We start from the raw sequence: 16,164 nt of genomic DNA, 5'->3' as shown, positions 1-16,164 counted from the left end.
CGGGAGAATGCCGTGGACGAAACCGAACCCCACCTGCCACAGGAGGTGCGCGAGGGGCTTGCCCGCGCGCGAGACCGCGCACGCCGACAGACCGGAGGCCGCTTGCGCGTCCAGATGGGCGACACGTGGTACCCGATCCTCAGCTACGACGATGCCGGCTTCGATGTCGCGCTGCAGACGGCGCCGAAGCTGCGTGGGCTCGTGGAAATCCACGAGGGGCCGCGGCTCCTGCGCTCCGTGCTGATCGTCGCGACCGAGCCGGTAGGGACGGTGATGCGCTACACCTTCAAGCGTGCGACCGCCGCCCGCACGACCGCGCCGCTCGATTACGTTCGTTCGGGTGACGAGCCGTTGGGCTACCTCGCCTCGAAGTGAGATGGTCGCGGATGCGTCGGCCGGTTCGCGGTCCATTGCTTGGGCCGCGTTGCGTTCAGCTCGACCGGGCAACCTCGTCCCCGGGCGGGGGCGGCGCTCTGGGCGGCACGGAGTAGCAGGCTGCTGCCGTGCCGGACAGGCGCACGTGCATCCGGTCGCCCGGCGAGAAGGGCCACTATCTGGTCGGGTGGGTCGCGAGGCCGGCCTTTGTCGTAAGCCGGCAAAGCATCCGCCGGTTCGCCCGCGCCTCGTGATGCGAGAAGGCGAGCTCTAGGTTCGGTCCCGATTTGCGCGATGTTGGCGGCTGTGGACAGGTCGTTAAGGATCGCCCCCATGAACAGCTCCGTCTCATGCCGGTACCGGATCGTGCGGCCCGCCGCCGCGCCCGTCGCATGCGGCGGCGAGCACGGGTCGACCGGCCCGTCCGCCACGCGCGTAGTCAAGCTCCGTTTCGGTCTGTATCCGGGCCGCTCCCAGTCGGGCGCCCAGCGTCCCGCGGGGGCCTTCGGTCAGATGAAGCAGGGCGCGAGACTTGACCTCGCCCCGTCAGCTTCGCAAGACAACGTCGGAGCGACCGGAGGCCCATGATGCGGATTGTCTACGTGAACGGCGAATACGTCCCCGAGAACGAGGCGAAGGTCTCGATCTTCGATCGCGGATTCCTGTTCGCCGACGGGGTCTACGAGGTGACGAGCGTGCTCGGCGGCAAGCTCGTCGACTTTTCCGGCCACGCCGCGCGCCTGCGCCGGTCGCTGGACGAGCTCGTGATGGAAAGCCCCGTGAGCGAGGACGAGCTTCTCGCCATCCACCGGGAGCTCGTCGTGCGCAACGGGATCGAGGACGGGCTCGTCTACCTTCAGGTGACACGGGGCGCGGCGGATCGGGACTTCGTCTATCCGACCGACGCGACGCCCACGCTCGTCCTCTTCACGCAATCGAAGCCGGGCATGGCCGACGCGCCGATGGCGCGGACGGGCCTGTCTGTCATCTCCATCCCCGACCGTCGCTGGGGACGGCGCGACATCAAGACGGTGCAGCTTCTCTACCCCAGCATGGGCAAGATGATGGCGAAGGCCGAAGGTGCCGACGACGCCTGGATGGTCGAGGAGGACAGGGTGACGGAAGGGACGTCGAACAACGCCTATATCGTCAAGGACGGCACCATCGTCACCCGGCAACTCGGGGAGGAGATCCTGCACGGGATCACCCGCAGGGCGGTGCTGGCGCTCGCGCGCGAGGCGCAGATGAAGGTGGAGGAGCGGACCTTCACAATCGAGGAGGCGCAGGCGGCCGACGAGGCTTTCGTGACCTCCGCCTCGGCCTTCGTGACGCCGGTGGTTCGCATCGACGGCGCGACCGTGGGAACGGGTACGCCGGGACCGGTGGCCACGCGCCTGCGGGAAATCTATCTCGAGGAAAGCCGCCGGGCCGCGATCTAGTCGCGCGGCTCGTAGCCGTCCCAGCCGAGGATGATCTCGACGCGGGACCGGGCGTTCATCCTGTTGAACCCGCCCAGGTCCAGCGCCCGCCCCTGTAGGTGCATATGCAGCGCCGAAAGCTGGCGGCTCGTCAGGCTCGTCACGTCGACACGCCCGAAGCCGAGGATGTCGAGCCGTCGTTCGACAAGCGACTCGAGCTGCGAGCGCTGCTGGGCCACCGCGGGCATGGCGAGGGCGAGCGTCGTGCCGAGAAGAAGGACGCGGATCACCGGCCCTGTCCCAGAATGCGGTCGACACCCCGTTGCAGCGGCCCGGGCCGGATGATCGATCCGACGCGCGCCCGGATGTCGCCGGGCGATCGCTTGGAATAAAGCGTCTGGTAGATCGCCATGACCTGCCCGTTGGACATCCGGGTTACGTCGACATCGTCGTAGCCGTAAACGGGCAGTTTCCGCTCTATATTCGCCCGTGGCCCGGAAAGCGGTGCCCGTTCGGCGGTTGCGACGCCGGATCCGGAAAGGGCGCCCTGCGTGCAAGCCGTAAGCAATAACGCCGTGATCGGGGTCGCGGCGGACAAGGTGAAGCGTCGCATCGGCGGAACCCTCCTGTTACCGGACGGATCTGGGGACCGAACGCGCAAGGTCAAACACGAAGCCGTGCGAAGGCACTCAGCTTTCCGCCCCGACATTCTTCGCGAAGCTCGTCTCGAACGCGGCCTGTTGCTCCGGCGTGGCCTCGTGCTGGTGCCGTGCCTTCCAGTCCGGGAACGGCATTCCGTAGAAGGCTTCCCGGGCTTCCTCCTTCGTCAAGGGAACGCCGCGCGCCTCGGCAGCCTCGCCGTACCAGCGCGACAGGCAGTTCCGACAGAACCCGGCGAGGTTCATCAGGTCGATGTTCTGCGCGTCCGGCCGGTCCTCCAGCAGATGCTGGCGCAGGCGGCGGAACGCGGCGGCCTCGACCTCCGTGCGGGTGGCGTCGTCCATTTCGGGCATCGTAAACCTCTTCCGGGCGTGATCTCCTCGATGCGAGATGCGCGTGCCACAGGTTCGGGTCAAGTCGGACCGCCCCCCGATCACGCCTTGCAGACAATTCGCGCGGGACTAGGGTGCAGGCGAACCGAACAGCGTTGCACCCGATGACCGCCAAGGGCAGTGCGAGCGCGAGCAGAAAACCATTCGCAGGAGCGCGCCATGAGACGCCACCGGAACGTCAAGATCGTCGCCACCCTTGGTCCGGCTTCCAGTGACTACGACACGATCCGCGCGTTGTTCGAGGCCGGCGCCGACGTGTTCCGTCTGAACATGAGTCATGGCGACCATGATGACATCCGGTCGCGTCACAACATCATCCGCGACATCGAGCGCGACACCGGGCGGCCGATGTGTATCCTGGCCGACCTTCAGGGGCCGAAACTGCGTTGCGGCGTCTTTGACGGCGATTCGGCGGAGATCGAGGAGGGCCAGCCCTTCCGCTTCGATCTCGACGAGACGCCGGGCGACGCGACGCGGGTCCAGTTGCCGCACAAGGAGATCTTCGAGGCGCTTGCGCCGGGGGCGACCCTGCTGGTGAACGACGGCAAGCTGAAGCTCCGGGTCGACGAGTGCGGCGGCGATTTCGCGCAATGCACCGTCGTCACCGGCGGGACGATCTCGAACCGCAAGGGCGTGAACGTGCCGGACGTGGTCCTGCCGCTCGCCGCACTGTCCGAGAAGGACCGCAACGATCTCGAATTCGTCTGCGGACTGGGCGTGGACTGGCTGGCGCTGAGCTTCGTGCAGCGGGCCGCCGACGTGGAGGAGGCGCGGGAGCTCGCGCGGGGTCGCGCCGCGATCCTGTCGAAGATCGAGAAGCCCGCCGCGGTCGAGGCGTTCGACGAGATCCTCGAGGCCAGCGACGGGATCATGGTCGCGCGCGGCGATCTGGGCGTGGAGCTGCCGGTGCAGGCGGTGCCGCCGATCCAGAAGCGGCTGACGCGTAAATGTCGCGCCGCGGCCAAGCCGGTGATCGTGGCGACGCAGATGCTCGAATCGATGATCGACAGCCCGATGCCGACCCGGGCCGAGGTCTCGGACGTGGCGACGGCGATCTACGAGGGCGCCGACGCGATCATGCTTTCGGCGGAATCGGCCGCCGGGTCTTACCCGATCCAGGCCGTCAAGACGATGAACGACGTGGCCGAACAGGTGGAGGACGACAAGATCTACCGGGAAATCATCGAGGCAAGCCGGTCCTCGCACCTCTCGACCACCGCCGATGGCATCGTCGCCGCCGCGCGCGAGATCGCCGAGACGACGGACATCAAGGCGATCTGCTGCTTCTCGCATTCCGGCTCCACCGCGCTCAAGATCAGCCGTGAGCGTCCGCGTGTGCCGATCATCGCGCTGACCCCGATCGTGGAAACGTCGCGGCGCATGGTGCTGTCCTGGGGGTGCCATTCGGTCATGACCCAGACGGTGGAGCGCTTCAAGTTCGCCGTCGTCTCGGCCGTCCGGGCGGCCAAGGCGGCGGGGTTCGCGGTCCCGGAGGACCACGTGGTCGTGATGGCGGGGATCCCGTTCAATCAGCCGGGCTCCACCAACATCCTGCGCGTGGCGCCCTGCGACGAGCGGCTGATCTTCGGCGCAGAGGTCGATTGAGGTGATGCCCGCGACATGGGTCTTGACCCTGTCGGGGACGCTGCCCCGGTTCGTCCTGCCCGATCCGGACCTGCCGCCGCCGGGAGATCCCGCGCTTGTTGCCGTCCTTGCGAGTGTCCTCGTCGTGCTCGGCCTAGTGGGGGTCGTCTCCGCTTGGGCGGAGCGCCGGTTCTCCTGGTCGGGCTTCGCGTCGCTGCTCGCAGGCGCGACGCTCTTTATCTGGCTTTGGGAGGCGGAGCGTGCCTTCGATCCCATGTCGGTGCCCGAGGCCTTTATCGAGGTGCTCGCGCGCATCGTCCGCTGAGCGGCGTTCCGCATCCGCGACCCTTGCCAAACCGAAAGGCGCCGGATACACGGCCCGCTCGAATGCCCGCCCGCCCGGCGATTGGGATGCCGAGGCGCGCGACGAAGAAGGAGTCCGAAATGCCCAAGATGAAGACGAAGTCGAGCGCCAAGAAGCGCTTCAAGGTGACGGCGACCGGCAAGGTCCTCGCCGGTCAGGCCGGCAAGCGCCACGGCATGATCAAGCGCCACAAGAAGTTCATCCGCGACGCCCGCGGCCTGACCACCCTGTCCGCCCCTGACGCGAAGATCGTCAAGGGCTACATGCCCTACGATCGCTGAGGAGGAGAGACCATGAGCCGCGTAACCTCCGGTGTCGTCACCCATGCCCGCCACAAGAAGGTCCTGAACGCCGCGAAGGGCTATTACGGCCGCCGTCGCAAGACGTTCAAGGTCGCCGCGCAGGCGGTCGACAAGGCCAACCAGTACGCCACGCGCGACCGCAAGAACCGCAAGCGCAACTTCCGCGCGCTGTGGATCCAGCGGATCAACGCCGCCGTGCGCGCCCACGATTCCGAGATGACCTATTCGCGCTTCATCAACGCGCTGTCCAAGGCCGGGATCGAGGTGGACCGCAAGGTGCTCGCCGATCTCGCAGTCCACGAACCCGAGGCGTTCGCCGCCATCGTGGACCAGGCCCGCGCCGCCGCCTGAGCGTTGCCGCGAGCTGAACCGTTCACGGGCCGTCCTTCGGGGCGGCCCGTTTCGTTCGGAGATCGCCCATGCTGTTCCGCCCCGAGACGCCCGAGGACGCGGGCGCGATCCGCGCGCTGACGACAGCCGCCTTCGCCGCCGCGCCGCATAGCGACGGGACCGAGCCCGCCATCGTCGACCGGCTTCGTGCGGAGGGCGACCTCATCCTGTCGCTGCTTGCGCTGGACGGCGCGCTGCTGGGGCATGTGGCCTTTTCGCCGGTGCGGCTCGACGCGCCTGGCCGCTGGGCCGCGCTCGGTCCCGTCTCGGTCGCGCCGGACCGGCAGGGGGAGGGGATCGGCACCGCGCTGATCGAAAGCGGCCTCGCCCGGATACGCGAGGCGGGGTTTGCCGGTTGCGTGCTTTTGGGTGAGCCGGACTATTACGGGCGCTTCGGCTTCCGCAACGGCCTCGGGCTTTCCTACGGAGCCGTCGAAGCGCGGTACGTGCAGGGCCTGCCGTTCGGCACCGTGCTGCCCCGGGGCGACGTCGCCTTCGCGCCGGCCTTCGGCTGAACCGGACGGGTCGCGGGATCGTTGCCCTGCATGCGCGCCGTCCTTCCGATCCTTTTCCTCGCCGCCTGCACGTCCGCCCCGTCCGCCCCGGAGCGCGGCATCCTCGCCATCGGCGACAGCGTCATGGCGTGGAACGGCGGGGCCGGCATCCCGGAGGCCACCGCCGCCCGGCTGGGCCGACCCGTGACCGACGTCTCACGATCCGGGGCCCATCTGACGCATCCGAGCGCGATCCTCGGGGCGCTCGGCTTCGACGTGTCGAAGCAGATGCGTGACGGAGATTGGGACTGGGTCGTCCTGACCGGCGGCGGCAACGACCTGCGCGGGGCCTGCGGCACGCCGGCGGAGGCCGCGATCCTCGACGGGATCATCGACGCCGACCTGCAGGGCGACCTGCCGAAGCTGATCGCGCGCCTCCGGTCGGGCGGCGCGCGGGTCGCCTACCTCGGCTATTACGACGGCCCGGCCGGCGCGCGTACCGCGTTCACCCCGTGCGAGCCGGCCTTCGACACGATCGACGCACGGATGAGCCGTCTCGCCGATCGGAACCCCGGCGTCCTCTTTTTCGACGCCGGCACGGTGATCGACCCCGCGGATCGCACGCTCTATGCCGGCGATCTGATCCACCCGAGCCGCCGGGGCGCGGCGCGGATCGGCACCGCGCTGGCGGACGCAATGCGCGCCGCGGGGGGCCGGGCGGCGCGCTGACGCATCGCCGCCCCGGCGCCGGAACCGGTCCCTGCCATCCGCGTTCGCCCACATGTTCGAACTTCTCGCCTCTCCGGAAGCCTGGATCGCCTTCGCCGCGCTCCTCACGATGGAACTCGTCCTCGGGATCGACAACCTGATCTTCGTCTCCATCGTCGCCTCCAACGTTCCCGAAGCGCAGCGCGACATCGCTCGACGCGTCGGGATCGTCCTCGCGCTCGTTTTGCGGCTGGTCCTGCTCTCGGGTATTGCCTGGATCGTCGGCCTGACCGCGCCGGTGATCGACCTCGGCATTACCGGCACACCCGGCGAGCATGGCGAGCCGACCTTCGAGACGGCGTTCAGCGTCCGCGACCTGATCCTGATCGCGGGCGGGCTGTTCCTGACCTGGAAGGCCACGACCGAGATTCGCGAAAAGCTCAATCCCGCATTGACGCCGCACGAAGACGGACCGGGGGTGGCGTATTCGACGCTCACCAGTGCCATAATCCAGATCATCCTCCTCGATCTGGTGTTCTCGGTCGACTCGATCCTGACCGCCATAGGCATGACGGACCAGCTCCCGATCATGGTGGCGGCCGTCGTCCTCGCCGTGGGCCTGATGCTGCTCGCCTCCGGCCCGGTCATGCGTTTCGTGCAGCAGAACCCGAGCGTGGTCATGCTGGCGCTCGCCTTTTTGCTGATGATCGGGATGGTCCTGATCGCCGACGGGTTCGGACGGCATGTCCCGAAGGGCTACATCTATTCGGCGATGGCTTTCGCCGCCGCGGTCGAGGGGCTGAACCTCCTCGCTCGCCGCCGCCAGCGCCGGTTGCAAGCCGGAAGGGTGCGGGATACCTAGCCCTCGTTTCTCCGAGGGGGCCTGTATGGACGACCTGCGCGACAAGTATCTGGGTCAGGTGATGGCCGCCGTGGACGAGGCGGCGCTGGAGCAGGTGCGCTTGGCCGCGATCGGCAAGAAGGGCGAAGTCGCGCTGAAGATGCGCGAGCTGGGCCGGATGACGCCCGAGGAGCGTCAGCAGGTCGGGCCTCGGCTCAACGCGCTGAAGAACGAGATCGGCTCCGCCATCGCCGCCCGCAAGGCCGCGCTGGAGGACGCCGCGCTGGACGCGCGTTTGCGATCGGAATGGCTTGACGTGACGCTACCCACCCGCGCGCGGCGCCAGGGCACGATCCACCCCGTGAGCCAGGTGACGGAGGAGGTCACGGCGATCTTCGCCGATATGGGCTTTGCGGTCGCCGAAGGGCCGCAGATCGAGACCGACTGGTACAATTTCGACGCGCTCAACATCCCCGGCCACCATCCCGCGCGGGCGGAGATGGATACGTTCTACATGGCCCGCGCCGAGGGTGACGACCGCCCGCCGCACGTCCTGCGCACGCATACCTCGCCCGTGCAGATTCGCTCCATGGAGGCGACCGGCGCGCCGACGCGCGTGATCTGCCCCGGCCGGGTCTACCGCGCCGATTACGACCAGACGCACACGCCGATGTTTCATCAGGTGGAGGGGATGGCGATCGACCGCGACATCTCCATGGCGAACCTGAAATGGTGCCTCGAGGAGTTCTGCCGCGCGTTCTTCGAGTTGGACGGGATCGAGCTCCGGTTCCGCGCCTCGCATTTCCCGTTCACGGAGCCGTCGGCCGAGGTCGATATCCGTTGCTCCTGGGAGGGCGGGACGCTCCGGCTCGGGGAAGGGGACGACTGGCTCGAGATCCTCGGCTCCGGCATGATCCACCCGCACGTGTTGCGCTCGGGCGGGATCGACCCGGACGAATGGCAGGGCTTCGCCTTCGGCATGGGGATCGACCGGATCGCCATGCTGAAATACGGCATCCCGGATCTGCGCGCCTTCTTCGACAGCGATCTCCGCTGGCTCAGGCATTACGGCTTCGGCGCGCTCGCGGCTCCCACGCGGCACGCCGGCTGATGCTTTTCGACAAACGCGCGAAGGACGCCTCGGCTGGGTCGAGACAGGTCCATGCCGCGTTCGGGATCGCCTATACGGCGGTCGATTTCTGTGCGGCAATAGCCTTCGTCGCGGGCTCCGTCCTGTTCTTCTCCGAAGCCTGGCAGGCGACGGCCACCTGGTTCTTCGTCGTGGGCTCGGCACTCTTCGCCCTGAAGCCGACCCTGCGCCTCGTGCGGGAGCTGAAGCTCGCCTCGATGGGCGACGTGGAGGACTCGGCGAAACGCCAGGAAGGCTGACCTCCCGACGCGGGCTCAGACATCGACGAACCGCAGATCTGTGAACCGGGCCCGCAGGGCCGCCGTCTCGGGTGCGATACGCTCGGGCGGTTCGCGAAGCGCCCGGGCGAAGAGTGCCATGATCGCCGGGGCATCGTCCGGCCCGACGCCCCGCCGGACGAGTTCCGGCGTGCCGAGGCGTAGGCCGTTCATGTCGCCCGCGACCCCCGCGACGGGAAGCCCGATGCCCGAGGCGAGGAACCCGGCCGCCTCCAGCCGTCGCGCCGCCGCCTGACCGCCACCGAACGGCGCGGCCTCGATGGCGAACTGGTGGCTCCCGGTCGCGCCCCTGTCGGCGGCGAAGACAGGCAGGCCTTCGGCCGATGCGGCCCGCGCGAGGGCTTGCGCGAGATCGACCATCGCCCGAGCGTAGTGCGGCCCGGTGGCGATCCAGTCCGCGAGCGTCACGCCGAGCGCCGCGGTCTTCGCGACGTCGAAGTTTGCCGTGAGCCCGGGAAAGGCCACGCTGTCGAGCCGCTCGGCCACCGCCGCGTCATTGGTCACGATCAGTCCGCCCGCCGGCCCGCCGAGCGACTTGTAGGTGCTCATCGTCATCAGATGGGCGCCCTGCTTCAGCGGGTTGTTCCAGACCCCGCCGGCCACCATCCCGCAAAGATGCGCGGCGTCGAACAGCAGATGCGCCCCCACCTCGTCGGCAACGGCGCGGATCTCCGCAACGGGATGGGGGAACAGGTTGAGCGACTGCCCCAGCGTGATAAGCCGGGGCCGCACCTGGCGGGCGAGGTCGCGCAGCGCGTCGGGATCGACGCTGTAGCCGGCCGGATCGACCGGCGCCTCGTGGACCTTCAGCCCGTAGAGCCCCGCGCAGCCGGGCGCGTGATGCGTGACATGGCCGCCGATCGCGGCCGGCGGTGCGATGACGGCATCGCCCGGCCGGGCCAGCGCCATGAAAGCCATGAGGTTCGCCATCGCCCCCGAGGGCACGCGAAGCTCGACATGCGCGGCGTCGAAGACGCGGGCGGCCAGTCGGGCGGTGACGACCTCGATCTCCTCGATCGCCGAGAGCCCCGTCTCGTATTTCTCGCCCGGATGGCCGAGCGAGGGGCGCGAACCGATGCCCGAGGCGAGAAGCGCCTCGGCCCGCGGGTTCATCACGTTGGTCGCGGGGTTGAGGTTGAAGGCGCGGGCATCGTGGATCGCCCGCGTCTCGGCGGCCAGCGCCTCGATCCGACCGGCGGGATCGGCGGGCAGGGGCAACGCGTCGATCCGGCTTCGCGCAGCATCGGAAAGCCAGGGGCGGGGGGCGAGGTCGGTCATGCGGCACTCCTGCTGGTACGGCGCATCCCGTACGCCGGGCAGCGCCTCGACACCGGGATGCCGAGGCGTCGTGACAGGGAGCGTAGCGCAGGATAGCGTCCACGCGAAGAACAGCGGTGGAGCCGGCATGACGACCATACTCGTCTTCGGAGACAGCAACTCGCACGGCACCGCGCCGCTTGCCCGGGCGGGTCAGCTCGACCGGCATCCGCCTGAGGCGCGCTGGCCCGCCGTGATGGCTCGCGCGCTCGACATCGAGGTAGTGGCGGAGGGGCATCCGGGGCGTACGAGCGTCCACGACGACCCTGTGGACGGCAGTCACAAGAATGGCCGGCGCACGTTGCAGGCGATCCTGGAGAGCCACCGGCCGCTCGACCTCGTGGCAATCATGCTTGGCACGAACGACTGCAAGGCCCGGTTCGGGCTGCGCGGCTGGGACATCGCGGCGGGGGTGGGCAGGCTCGCGCAGATCGTGATGGCCTCCGATGCGGGTCCGGACGGCGCGGCGCCGCGCGTGCTTCTGATCGCGCCTGTTCCGGTCGAGGAGACGGGCGTGCTGGCCGAGATGTTCCAGGGTGGTCGCGCCCGGTCCCGCGCCATCGCGCCGGCCTTGCGCGACGAGGCGGCTCGGCTCGGCTGCGCCTTCTTCGATGCGGGGAGGGTCGTGCATGTCGACCCGCTCGACGGGGTGCATCTCGACGCGGGCGCGCAGCGGTCGCTGGGCCTGGCGCTGGCCGATTGCGTGAGCGACCTCCTCGCGGGGGTGCGGTCCTGAGGGGGCATGCGGCGATCCTCGGGATCTTCGTCGCCGACACTGCCTAACGCGCCGACCGTCAGCCCCGGATGGACGCGACGATCCTCGGCCGGTCCTTCACGCTCGGCCCGGGGGTAAAGACTCCAACCATGCTGTCGCGTCGGCCCGTGCGAAGCAAAGTCACATTTCGTCAGCCGGATCGGGCGCGACCGGCATTGCGGTCCGTGACCGGACAAGTACGCGCTGCCGCCGGCGCGCTTCTCGCGGGCGAAATCGGCCGGGCGGTGATCGTGACGCTCGGCCGGGAGGGTGTCCTTTTCCACGACGGCGACCGCCTGGTGGCGATCCCGGCCATGGCCGCAGGGCCGCTTGCGGAAACGACGGCGCGCGGGGGATGCCTTCAACGGCGGCTTCGCCGCGGTGCTCGCGGAAAGGTGCGATCCGGTCGAGGCGGCGCGGTTCGGCTGCGCGGGGGGGCGGGCTTTCCGTGGCGCGCGCCCGAGGCCAGGGGCTTCGATGCCCGGCCGGGCGGAGATCGACGCGCTGCTCGACCGTTCCTGACGGGGGCATCCACGTCATCCGGAACCGGATCCCCCCGATGTCCGTTCCGCCACAATCACTAGACGCCGGGACCGATCGGGGCGGCCAGCCCAAGATGGTTCGCAAACACGAACACTTAACGAGGATGCGATATCGGACATTCGGAAGATAAGCGAGTTTGTCCGATGGTTTCGCAAAAGCAGATCTCGACGGAAGATGCCAAAGGTGCGGCCCTCCGGCGGCCGTCCGCTTCGTCATTCGCGGGTCGCGAGCATCAGGTATCGGGTCAAGCATGAAATTAAGACTGAGCGTACCCGCCGACCGTCGGCGCCGGCCCCTCGCGTCGGGTCCGCGTCTTTTGTCCGCCCGCGCAACCGATCGTTCCTGGGAGGAATCCGCACGTGTCCCCTAAAGAGGAGCGATGGGACGCGATCGAGCGAGAAATTCTCGACGGCGACACTATACAGGAGCGGATCGCGCGCAGTGGCGGTCATTTCTGGGTCCAGTTGACGGAAGAACAGGTGGTCGCGTTGCGGGCGTATCTCGAACGCTGCGTGGTCGAAATGGAGGCCGAGCGGGAAGCGAAGCGGGATGCGGAGGATTAAGACGCGCCGAGTGGGAGCCAACGACAGACCCATAGGGCCGGGGCGTCGGCTTTCTCGTCGCTTGCCACCCGTGGCATGACAAACCCGCAGCAGATTTCGAAGCCTTTGGATCCCTGAAGACCGGTCGCTGAGCTCGGATCCCCCGTTCGCGTAGGTTCGATCCGGACGGGACCGGAACCCGGCCGGCGGTGTTGCGTTTGGCCAGCGCAACATGGGAAGTCGGAAATGTTCGATCGTTTCGATCCGGCCGGCATGGCGACGGTGATTTCCGACTTGTGCCTCGCCGCGCCGGACGAGGATGCCGGATCATCCATCGAACCGTCGATGGCACGTTTGCTCGAGACCGGGTGGCTGAGCGAGTCCGATCCGACCGTTCTGTGCCGGATGCTGGTCGCGGTCGCGGAAGCCAATCTTTCTGCGGCGCGCCTTGCGGAGGGGCACGTCAACGCCCGGCAACTTCTCGCCTTGCATGGTGGTCGGCAGGACGATGCGACGCTTCTGTGGGGTGTGTGGGGCGCGGACGGCGCCGCTCCCCTCGGCCTCCGGCAGGGTCGTCTGATCGGGGGAAAGCGGTATGCCTCCGGCCTCGGTTTCGTGGATCGAGCCATCGTGACGGTGTCGTGGGAAGAAACGTCCCGTCTCGCCGTGCTCGACGTGACGGACACGGCGCGGCACCGGCCCGAGACCTGGCGCATGAGCGGGATGCGCGCCACGCGGTCCGGCGACGTCGATCTGACGGGAATGCGACCCGAATGGCTCGGGGAGCCGGGCGACTATTACCGGGAGCCGTATTTCGTCGGCGGCGTCTGGCGGATTGCTGCGTTGCAGCTCGGCGGGACGTTCGGCCTTCTGGGCGCCGCGCGAGACTGGCTCAACGCGCGTGACCGGCTCGCCGCCGATGCGCAGGTCGCGCGGATCGGCCCCCTGATCGGGCGCGGCATGGCGGCCTTCGGTTTGATCGAGCAGGCCGCCGAGGTGGCGTCGGGATCCGTCGGACGCGACGATCCCGACCTTGCGGTCATGCTTTCGGCCCAGGCCCGCCTCCTGACCGAGGAGCTGGCGCAGGACGCGATCATCGCCGTCGAGCGTTCGATCGGGATGGCCCATTTCGAGGAGAATGCCGCGACCGGCCGGATGGCGCGCGACCTCGCGACTTATTGCCGACAGGCCGCCCGGGACGCGTTCGAGCAGCGCGCTGGTCGCATCGCCCTGTCGCGATCCGGCCCACTGTCGGAACTCTGGCATGGATAGCCTTCGGCTCGACCGTGGACCGGTCGTCGTGCTGGCACCCCATGCCGACGACGAATCCCTCGGCTGCGGAAGATTGCTCGCGACGCTCTGGAGCGGGGGCGGCGCGGCGCATGTGATCTGTCTGACCGATGGGGCGGCTTCGCATCCCGCCTCGCGCAGTCATCCCTTCGCGCGTCTTCGCGCCATTCGCCGGTCCGAGCTCCTGCGTGCCGTGTCCCGGCTCGGGGGGATCTCGGCGGACGTGACCTTTCTCGACTTTCCGGACGCTGCCTCCCACCGCCTCCACGGGCCCGGGGCGGACATGGCACGTAGCATCGGCGTCGTCCTCGACCGTCTCGCACCGGCGACCCTGATCGCACCGTCGCCGCTCGACCCGCATTGCGACCACGAAGCCGGCGCGGCGGCCGCGCGCGTCGCGGCCGCGGCACGGCCGGGGACGCGTTTGCTGTTCTATCCCGTATGGTCCCGCTGGAAGGGACCGCGACGGGCCGCGCCGCGTCCCGGCGGCGCGCGTCAATTGGCCTGGACCGAGGGGGCGGTCGCGCGCAAGCGGGCCGCCATCGACTGCCATCGCAGCCAGATGGGGCTGGTCGTGCGGGATGATCCGAACGGTTTTGTTATGCCCGAGGGGTTCGCCGAGTTCTTCGCCAACGCCCCCGAACTCTACTTCCAGGAACACGCCGCATGAGCGCGGTCGGGCGGGACGCGCTGGACGCGCTTTACGCGAGCACGGACGATCCTTGGAACTTCCGAACGTCGGATTATGAACGTGCGAAATACGACGCCACGATCGCCGCTCTGCCAAGGACGACGTTCCGAAGCATCCTGGAGATCGGATGCGGCAACGGAGAGCTAGCCCGACGTCTGGCCCCGCGAGCCGAGCGCTATACGGGGGTCGACGCCGTGGAGGTGGCGCTCGACGCGGCGCGCCGGGCCGTGCCGGAGGGGCGGTTTCACCGTGTTTACTTGCCCTGCGACCTGCCGACGGGGGCGCACGACCTGCTGGTCCTGTCCGAGATCCTGTACTTTCTCGACGAGCCGGGACTCGGATCCCTGGCCGTGCAGATCGATCGCCGCTGGCCCGCGGCCGAGCTTCTCTGCGTCACGTGGCTCGGACCATCAGGCAACGCGCTCGAGGGGGGCGAGGCGCTCCGTCTGTTCGGCGACGCGACCGCTCGTGCGACGCGCTGCGTGCGGATGGATCCGGCCTATCGGATCGATCTGTTCGCCCCGCTGTCGGAGAAGGAAGGTCGATGCGAGTGAACGTGCCTCGGGGCTGGGGCCGGACCGGGTTCGTCGTCGTCATTCCGGCCCGCAACGAGGCCGAGCGACTGCCGCACGCCTTCGCCGCGTTGGCCGGCGAGGGCGCGCTCGACATCGTCGTCGTGGCGAATGGTTGCGTCGACGGAACTTCGGCGATCGCGCGAGAGGGCCGGACGCCGCTTCGCGTCGCAACGATCGAGACCGACCCGCTCACCGGCGGTGTCGGCGCGGCACGGCGTATGGGCATGACGTTGGCGCTGGAACGCGCCTCGGCCCCGATTCTGGCGACCACCGACGCCGATTGCAGGGTTCGTCCGGGTTGGCTCGCGGCTACCCGGACGGCGCTGGAACGGGCGGACGCCGTTTGTGGCTATGTCGAGCCGGACGCCACGGAATTCGGCGCCTTGCCGCCCTTGGTGCGGGAGCACGGCACGTTGGAGGATCTCCGCGACGGATTGCGGGCACATCTCGCCGCGCTGCAGGCGCCGGCTCCGCACAACCCTTTACCCTGCCACGGGCAAACTCCCGGCGCAAGCCTGGCCTTCACCGCGCGTGCCTACCGAATGGCCGGCGGATTCGAGGCGATCCCGTGCCATGAGGACCGTCGCCTGATTGCGCGGATGGCAGCAATGGGCCTGCGTGTCGCGCGGCCTGCCACAGTGCGCGTCGCGGCGTCCTGCCGGCTCGAAGGACGCGCGCCCGGCGGAATGGCTGCCACCATCGCGGCCCGCCGCGACGACGCGCCTCGTCTTCATCGCGAGATCGCTGACATGACACAGGAGATCGCAGCGCTGCGCCGCGCTATCGCGAAGGCCTGTGCGGCCGACCGGACATGGGGAGACAGCCTCCCCGCCGCCTGAAGGAGGCCCATAAAGGCATCGGCGTGATCTGTGCGGAGAGGCGGATGGCGGAGGGATAGGGATTCGCCAAAGAACCATAGTGCCCTGAAACCAAAAGAACTTATAGCGGATAGAGCTTCGACGCCCACAAAAACGCCCACATTCATGATTGTTATGAAATGGCTTGGTCGATCAGGTCGGACTTCGTTCGGACGGCATACAGAATAGGCGGACACCTCCGAGAACACGTGGTTCTTCCGAGATGATGGATAGCAGACTTGGCGCATCGCGCTCGGCCATCCCTTAGGAGGGTTCTGCGGCCCGCTCGGCGTTCTGAGGAAGCGGGTTTCGCTGTTCTTGCCGTCAGGCAGGCAGAGTCCGGCTCTGGAGCCATCGCAGCCGGGTCATGTTGCAGGCGATGTTGGCCAGCGTGATCGCGGCCTTGGCGCGGGCGAGACCGATGGTCCGGATCGTCAGGCCCATGCGCGTCTTCTGCTGGGCGAAGACGTGCTCGACCTTAGAGCGGACCGCCGACTTGCGGCCGTTGGCACGTGATGTGCGCTGCGGCATCCATTGCCCGTCAGGGTATTGCGAAGCAATGTCCCGAGTATCCGTGATGATCAAGCGGGGGTTTCGGTCCATTTCCTTCCGTCTCGGAGGAGTGCATTGGCGGTGACG

General features: G+C 68.5%; 23 protein-coding genes. 18 read left to right on the top strand and 5 right to left on the bottom strand.

The features are described from left to right. Nucleotides 1-12: 12 nt before the first annotated feature. Together Q1B08_RS00115 and Q1B08_RS00110 are read left to right on the top strand one after the other, a co-directional pair. Nucleotides 13-375, top strand: coding sequence for a hypothetical protein (locus Q1B08_RS00115; protein WP_299812836.1), 363 nt, complete (start codon nt 13-15; stop codon nt 373-375). 584 nt (nt 376-959) lie between these two features. After that, nucleotides 960-1,814: a D-amino-acid transaminase gene (locus tag Q1B08_RS00110; protein ID WP_299812833.1), complete on the top strand. Its 855-nt coding sequence runs from the start codon at nt 960-962 to the stop codon at nt 1,812-1,814. Here Q1B08_RS00110 and Q1B08_RS00105 read toward each other — a convergent pair. The 3 genes from Q1B08_RS00105 to Q1B08_RS00095 form a co-directional block, all read right to left on the bottom strand. Beyond that, nucleotides 1,811-2,083, bottom strand: coding sequence for a hypothetical protein (locus tag Q1B08_RS00105; RefSeq protein WP_299812830.1), 273 nt, complete (start codon nt 2,081-2,083; stop codon nt 1,811-1,813). The two genes, Q1B08_RS00110 and Q1B08_RS00105, sit on opposite strands and share 4 nt — an antisense overlap. Beyond that, nucleotides 2,080-2,406 carry a hypothetical protein gene (locus Q1B08_RS00100; protein ID WP_299812827.1) on the bottom strand — a complete coding sequence of 109 codons (327 nt, stop codon included), beginning with the start codon at nt 2,404-2,406 and terminating at the stop codon, nt 2,080-2,082. The genes Q1B08_RS00105 and Q1B08_RS00100 overlap by 4 nt, the downstream gene beginning before the upstream one ends. Before the next feature lie 76 nt (nt 2,407-2,482). Next, nucleotides 2,483-2,797, bottom strand: coding sequence for a DUF1244 domain-containing protein (locus Q1B08_RS00095; RefSeq protein ID WP_299814826.1), 315 nt, complete (start codon nt 2,795-2,797; stop codon nt 2,483-2,485). Nucleotides 2,798-3,004: 207 nt separating this feature from the next. On the opposite strand from Q1B08_RS00095, the gene pyk reads away from it, so the two are divergent. From pyk to Q1B08_RS00050, 9 genes are all read left to right on the top strand, one after another. Further along, nucleotides 3,005-4,450, top strand: a complete 1,446-nt coding sequence (gene pyk / locus Q1B08_RS00090) for a pyruvate kinase (RefSeq protein WP_299812824.1) — start codon at nt 3,005-3,007, stop codon at nt 4,448-4,450. 4 nt (nt 4,451-4,454) lie between these two features. Next, complete coding sequence (locus Q1B08_RS00085) at nt 4,455-4,754, top strand: hypothetical protein (protein WP_299812821.1); 300 nt, start codon at nt 4,455-4,457, stop codon at nt 4,752-4,754. Between the two features lie 119 nt (nt 4,755-4,873). Next, complete coding sequence (gene rpmI / locus Q1B08_RS00080; protein WP_299812818.1) at nt 4,874-5,074, top strand: 50S ribosomal protein L35; 201 nt, start codon at nt 4,874-4,876, stop codon at nt 5,072-5,074. 12 nt (nt 5,075-5,086) lie between these two features. Beyond that, nucleotides 5,087-5,446 (top strand): 50S ribosomal protein L20, encoded by a 360-nt coding sequence (gene rplT / locus Q1B08_RS00075; RefSeq protein ID WP_299812815.1) that lies wholly within the window; start codon nt 5,087-5,089, stop codon nt 5,444-5,446. Between the two features lie 68 nt (nt 5,447-5,514). Then, nucleotides 5,515-6,000 (top strand): N-acetyltransferase, encoded by a 486-nt coding sequence (locus tag Q1B08_RS00070; RefSeq protein WP_299812812.1) that lies wholly within the window; start codon nt 5,515-5,517, stop codon nt 5,998-6,000. A gap of 30 nt (nt 6,001-6,030) precedes the next feature. After that, nucleotides 6,031-6,708, top strand: a complete 678-nt coding sequence (locus Q1B08_RS00065; protein ID WP_299812809.1) for an SGNH/GDSL hydrolase family protein — start codon at nt 6,031-6,033, stop codon at nt 6,706-6,708. A gap of 52 nt (nt 6,709-6,760) precedes the next feature. Continuing rightward, a complete protein-coding gene (locus Q1B08_RS00060) occupies nt 6,761-7,549 on the top strand; it encodes a TerC family protein (RefSeq protein ID WP_299812806.1) in 789 nt (262 codons plus the stop codon). Between the two features lie 25 nt (nt 7,550-7,574). Beyond that, nucleotides 7,575-8,639, top strand: a complete 1,065-nt coding sequence (pheS, locus tag Q1B08_RS00055; protein WP_299812803.1) for a phenylalanine--tRNA ligase subunit alpha — start codon at nt 7,575-7,577, stop codon at nt 8,637-8,639. After that, nucleotides 8,639-8,917 (top strand): YrhK family protein, encoded by a 279-nt coding sequence (locus Q1B08_RS00050; protein ID WP_299812800.1) that lies wholly within the window; start codon nt 8,639-8,641, stop codon nt 8,915-8,917. Before pheS ends, Q1B08_RS00050 begins: the two co-directional genes overlap by 1 nt. 15 nt (nt 8,918-8,932) lie before the next feature. Here the strand turns inward: Q1B08_RS00050 and Q1B08_RS00045 are convergent, their stop codons facing one another. Then, nucleotides 8,933-10,234, bottom strand: a complete 1,302-nt coding sequence (locus Q1B08_RS00045) for an aminotransferase class I/II-fold pyridoxal phosphate-dependent enzyme (RefSeq protein WP_299812797.1) — start codon at nt 10,232-10,234, stop codon at nt 8,933-8,935. A gap of 127 nt (nt 10,235-10,361) precedes the next feature. Here Q1B08_RS00045 and Q1B08_RS00040 point away from each other — a divergent pair, with 127 nt between their 5' ends. The 7 genes from Q1B08_RS00040 (at nt 10,362) to Q1B08_RS00010 (ending at nt 15,507) form a co-directional block, all read left to right on the top strand. Next, on the top strand, nt 10,362-11,009 hold the full coding sequence (locus tag Q1B08_RS00040) for an SGNH/GDSL hydrolase family protein (RefSeq protein ID WP_299812793.1): 648 nt from the start codon (nt 10,362-10,364) through the stop codon (nt 11,007-11,009). Nucleotides 11,010-11,357: 348 nt separating this feature from the next. Then, nucleotides 11,358-11,549 (top strand): hypothetical protein, encoded by a 192-nt coding sequence (locus Q1B08_RS00035; protein WP_299812790.1) that lies wholly within the window; start codon nt 11,358-11,360, stop codon nt 11,547-11,549. 380 nt (nt 11,550-11,929) lie between these two features. Next, complete coding sequence (locus Q1B08_RS00030) at nt 11,930-12,133, top strand: hypothetical protein (protein WP_299812787.1); 204 nt, start codon at nt 11,930-11,932, stop codon at nt 12,131-12,133. A gap of 225 nt (nt 12,134-12,358) precedes the next feature. Next, nucleotides 12,359-13,384: an acyl-CoA dehydrogenase gene (locus Q1B08_RS00025; RefSeq protein WP_299812783.1), complete on the top strand. Its 1,026-nt coding sequence runs from the start codon at nt 12,359-12,361 to the stop codon at nt 13,382-13,384. Next, nucleotides 13,377-14,072, top strand: a complete 696-nt coding sequence (locus tag Q1B08_RS00020; RefSeq protein ID WP_299812780.1) for a PIG-L family deacetylase — start codon at nt 13,377-13,379, stop codon at nt 14,070-14,072. Before Q1B08_RS00025 ends, Q1B08_RS00020 begins: the two co-directional genes overlap by 8 nt. Beyond that, the gene (locus Q1B08_RS00015) at nt 14,069-14,647 is read left to right on the top strand and encodes an SAM-dependent methyltransferase (RefSeq protein WP_299812777.1); all 579 of its coding nucleotides are present in this window, start codon (nt 14,069-14,071) and stop codon (nt 14,645-14,647) included. The genes Q1B08_RS00020 and Q1B08_RS00015 overlap by 4 nt, the downstream gene beginning before the upstream one ends. Further along, nucleotides 14,644-15,507: a glycosyltransferase family A protein gene (locus Q1B08_RS00010; RefSeq protein WP_299812774.1), complete on the top strand. Its 864-nt coding sequence runs from the start codon at nt 14,644-14,646 to the stop codon at nt 15,505-15,507. The genes Q1B08_RS00015 and Q1B08_RS00010 overlap by 4 nt, the downstream gene beginning before the upstream one ends. A 342-nt stretch (nt 15,508-15,849) precedes the next feature. Here Q1B08_RS00010 and Q1B08_RS00005 read toward each other — a convergent pair whose 3' ends face one another. Further along, entirely contained in the window at nt 15,850-16,056 is a 207-nt protein-coding gene (locus Q1B08_RS00005; protein ID WP_299812771.1) for a hypothetical protein, read from the bottom strand. Nucleotides 16,057-16,164 lie beyond the last annotated feature (108 nt).

Source organism: uncultured Jannaschia sp., from assembly GCF_947494025.1.
Lineage (GTDB): Bacteria > Pseudomonadota > Alphaproteobacteria > Rhodobacterales > Rhodobacteraceae > Jannaschia.
This window is presented reverse-complemented; position numbering and strand designations above follow the sequence as displayed.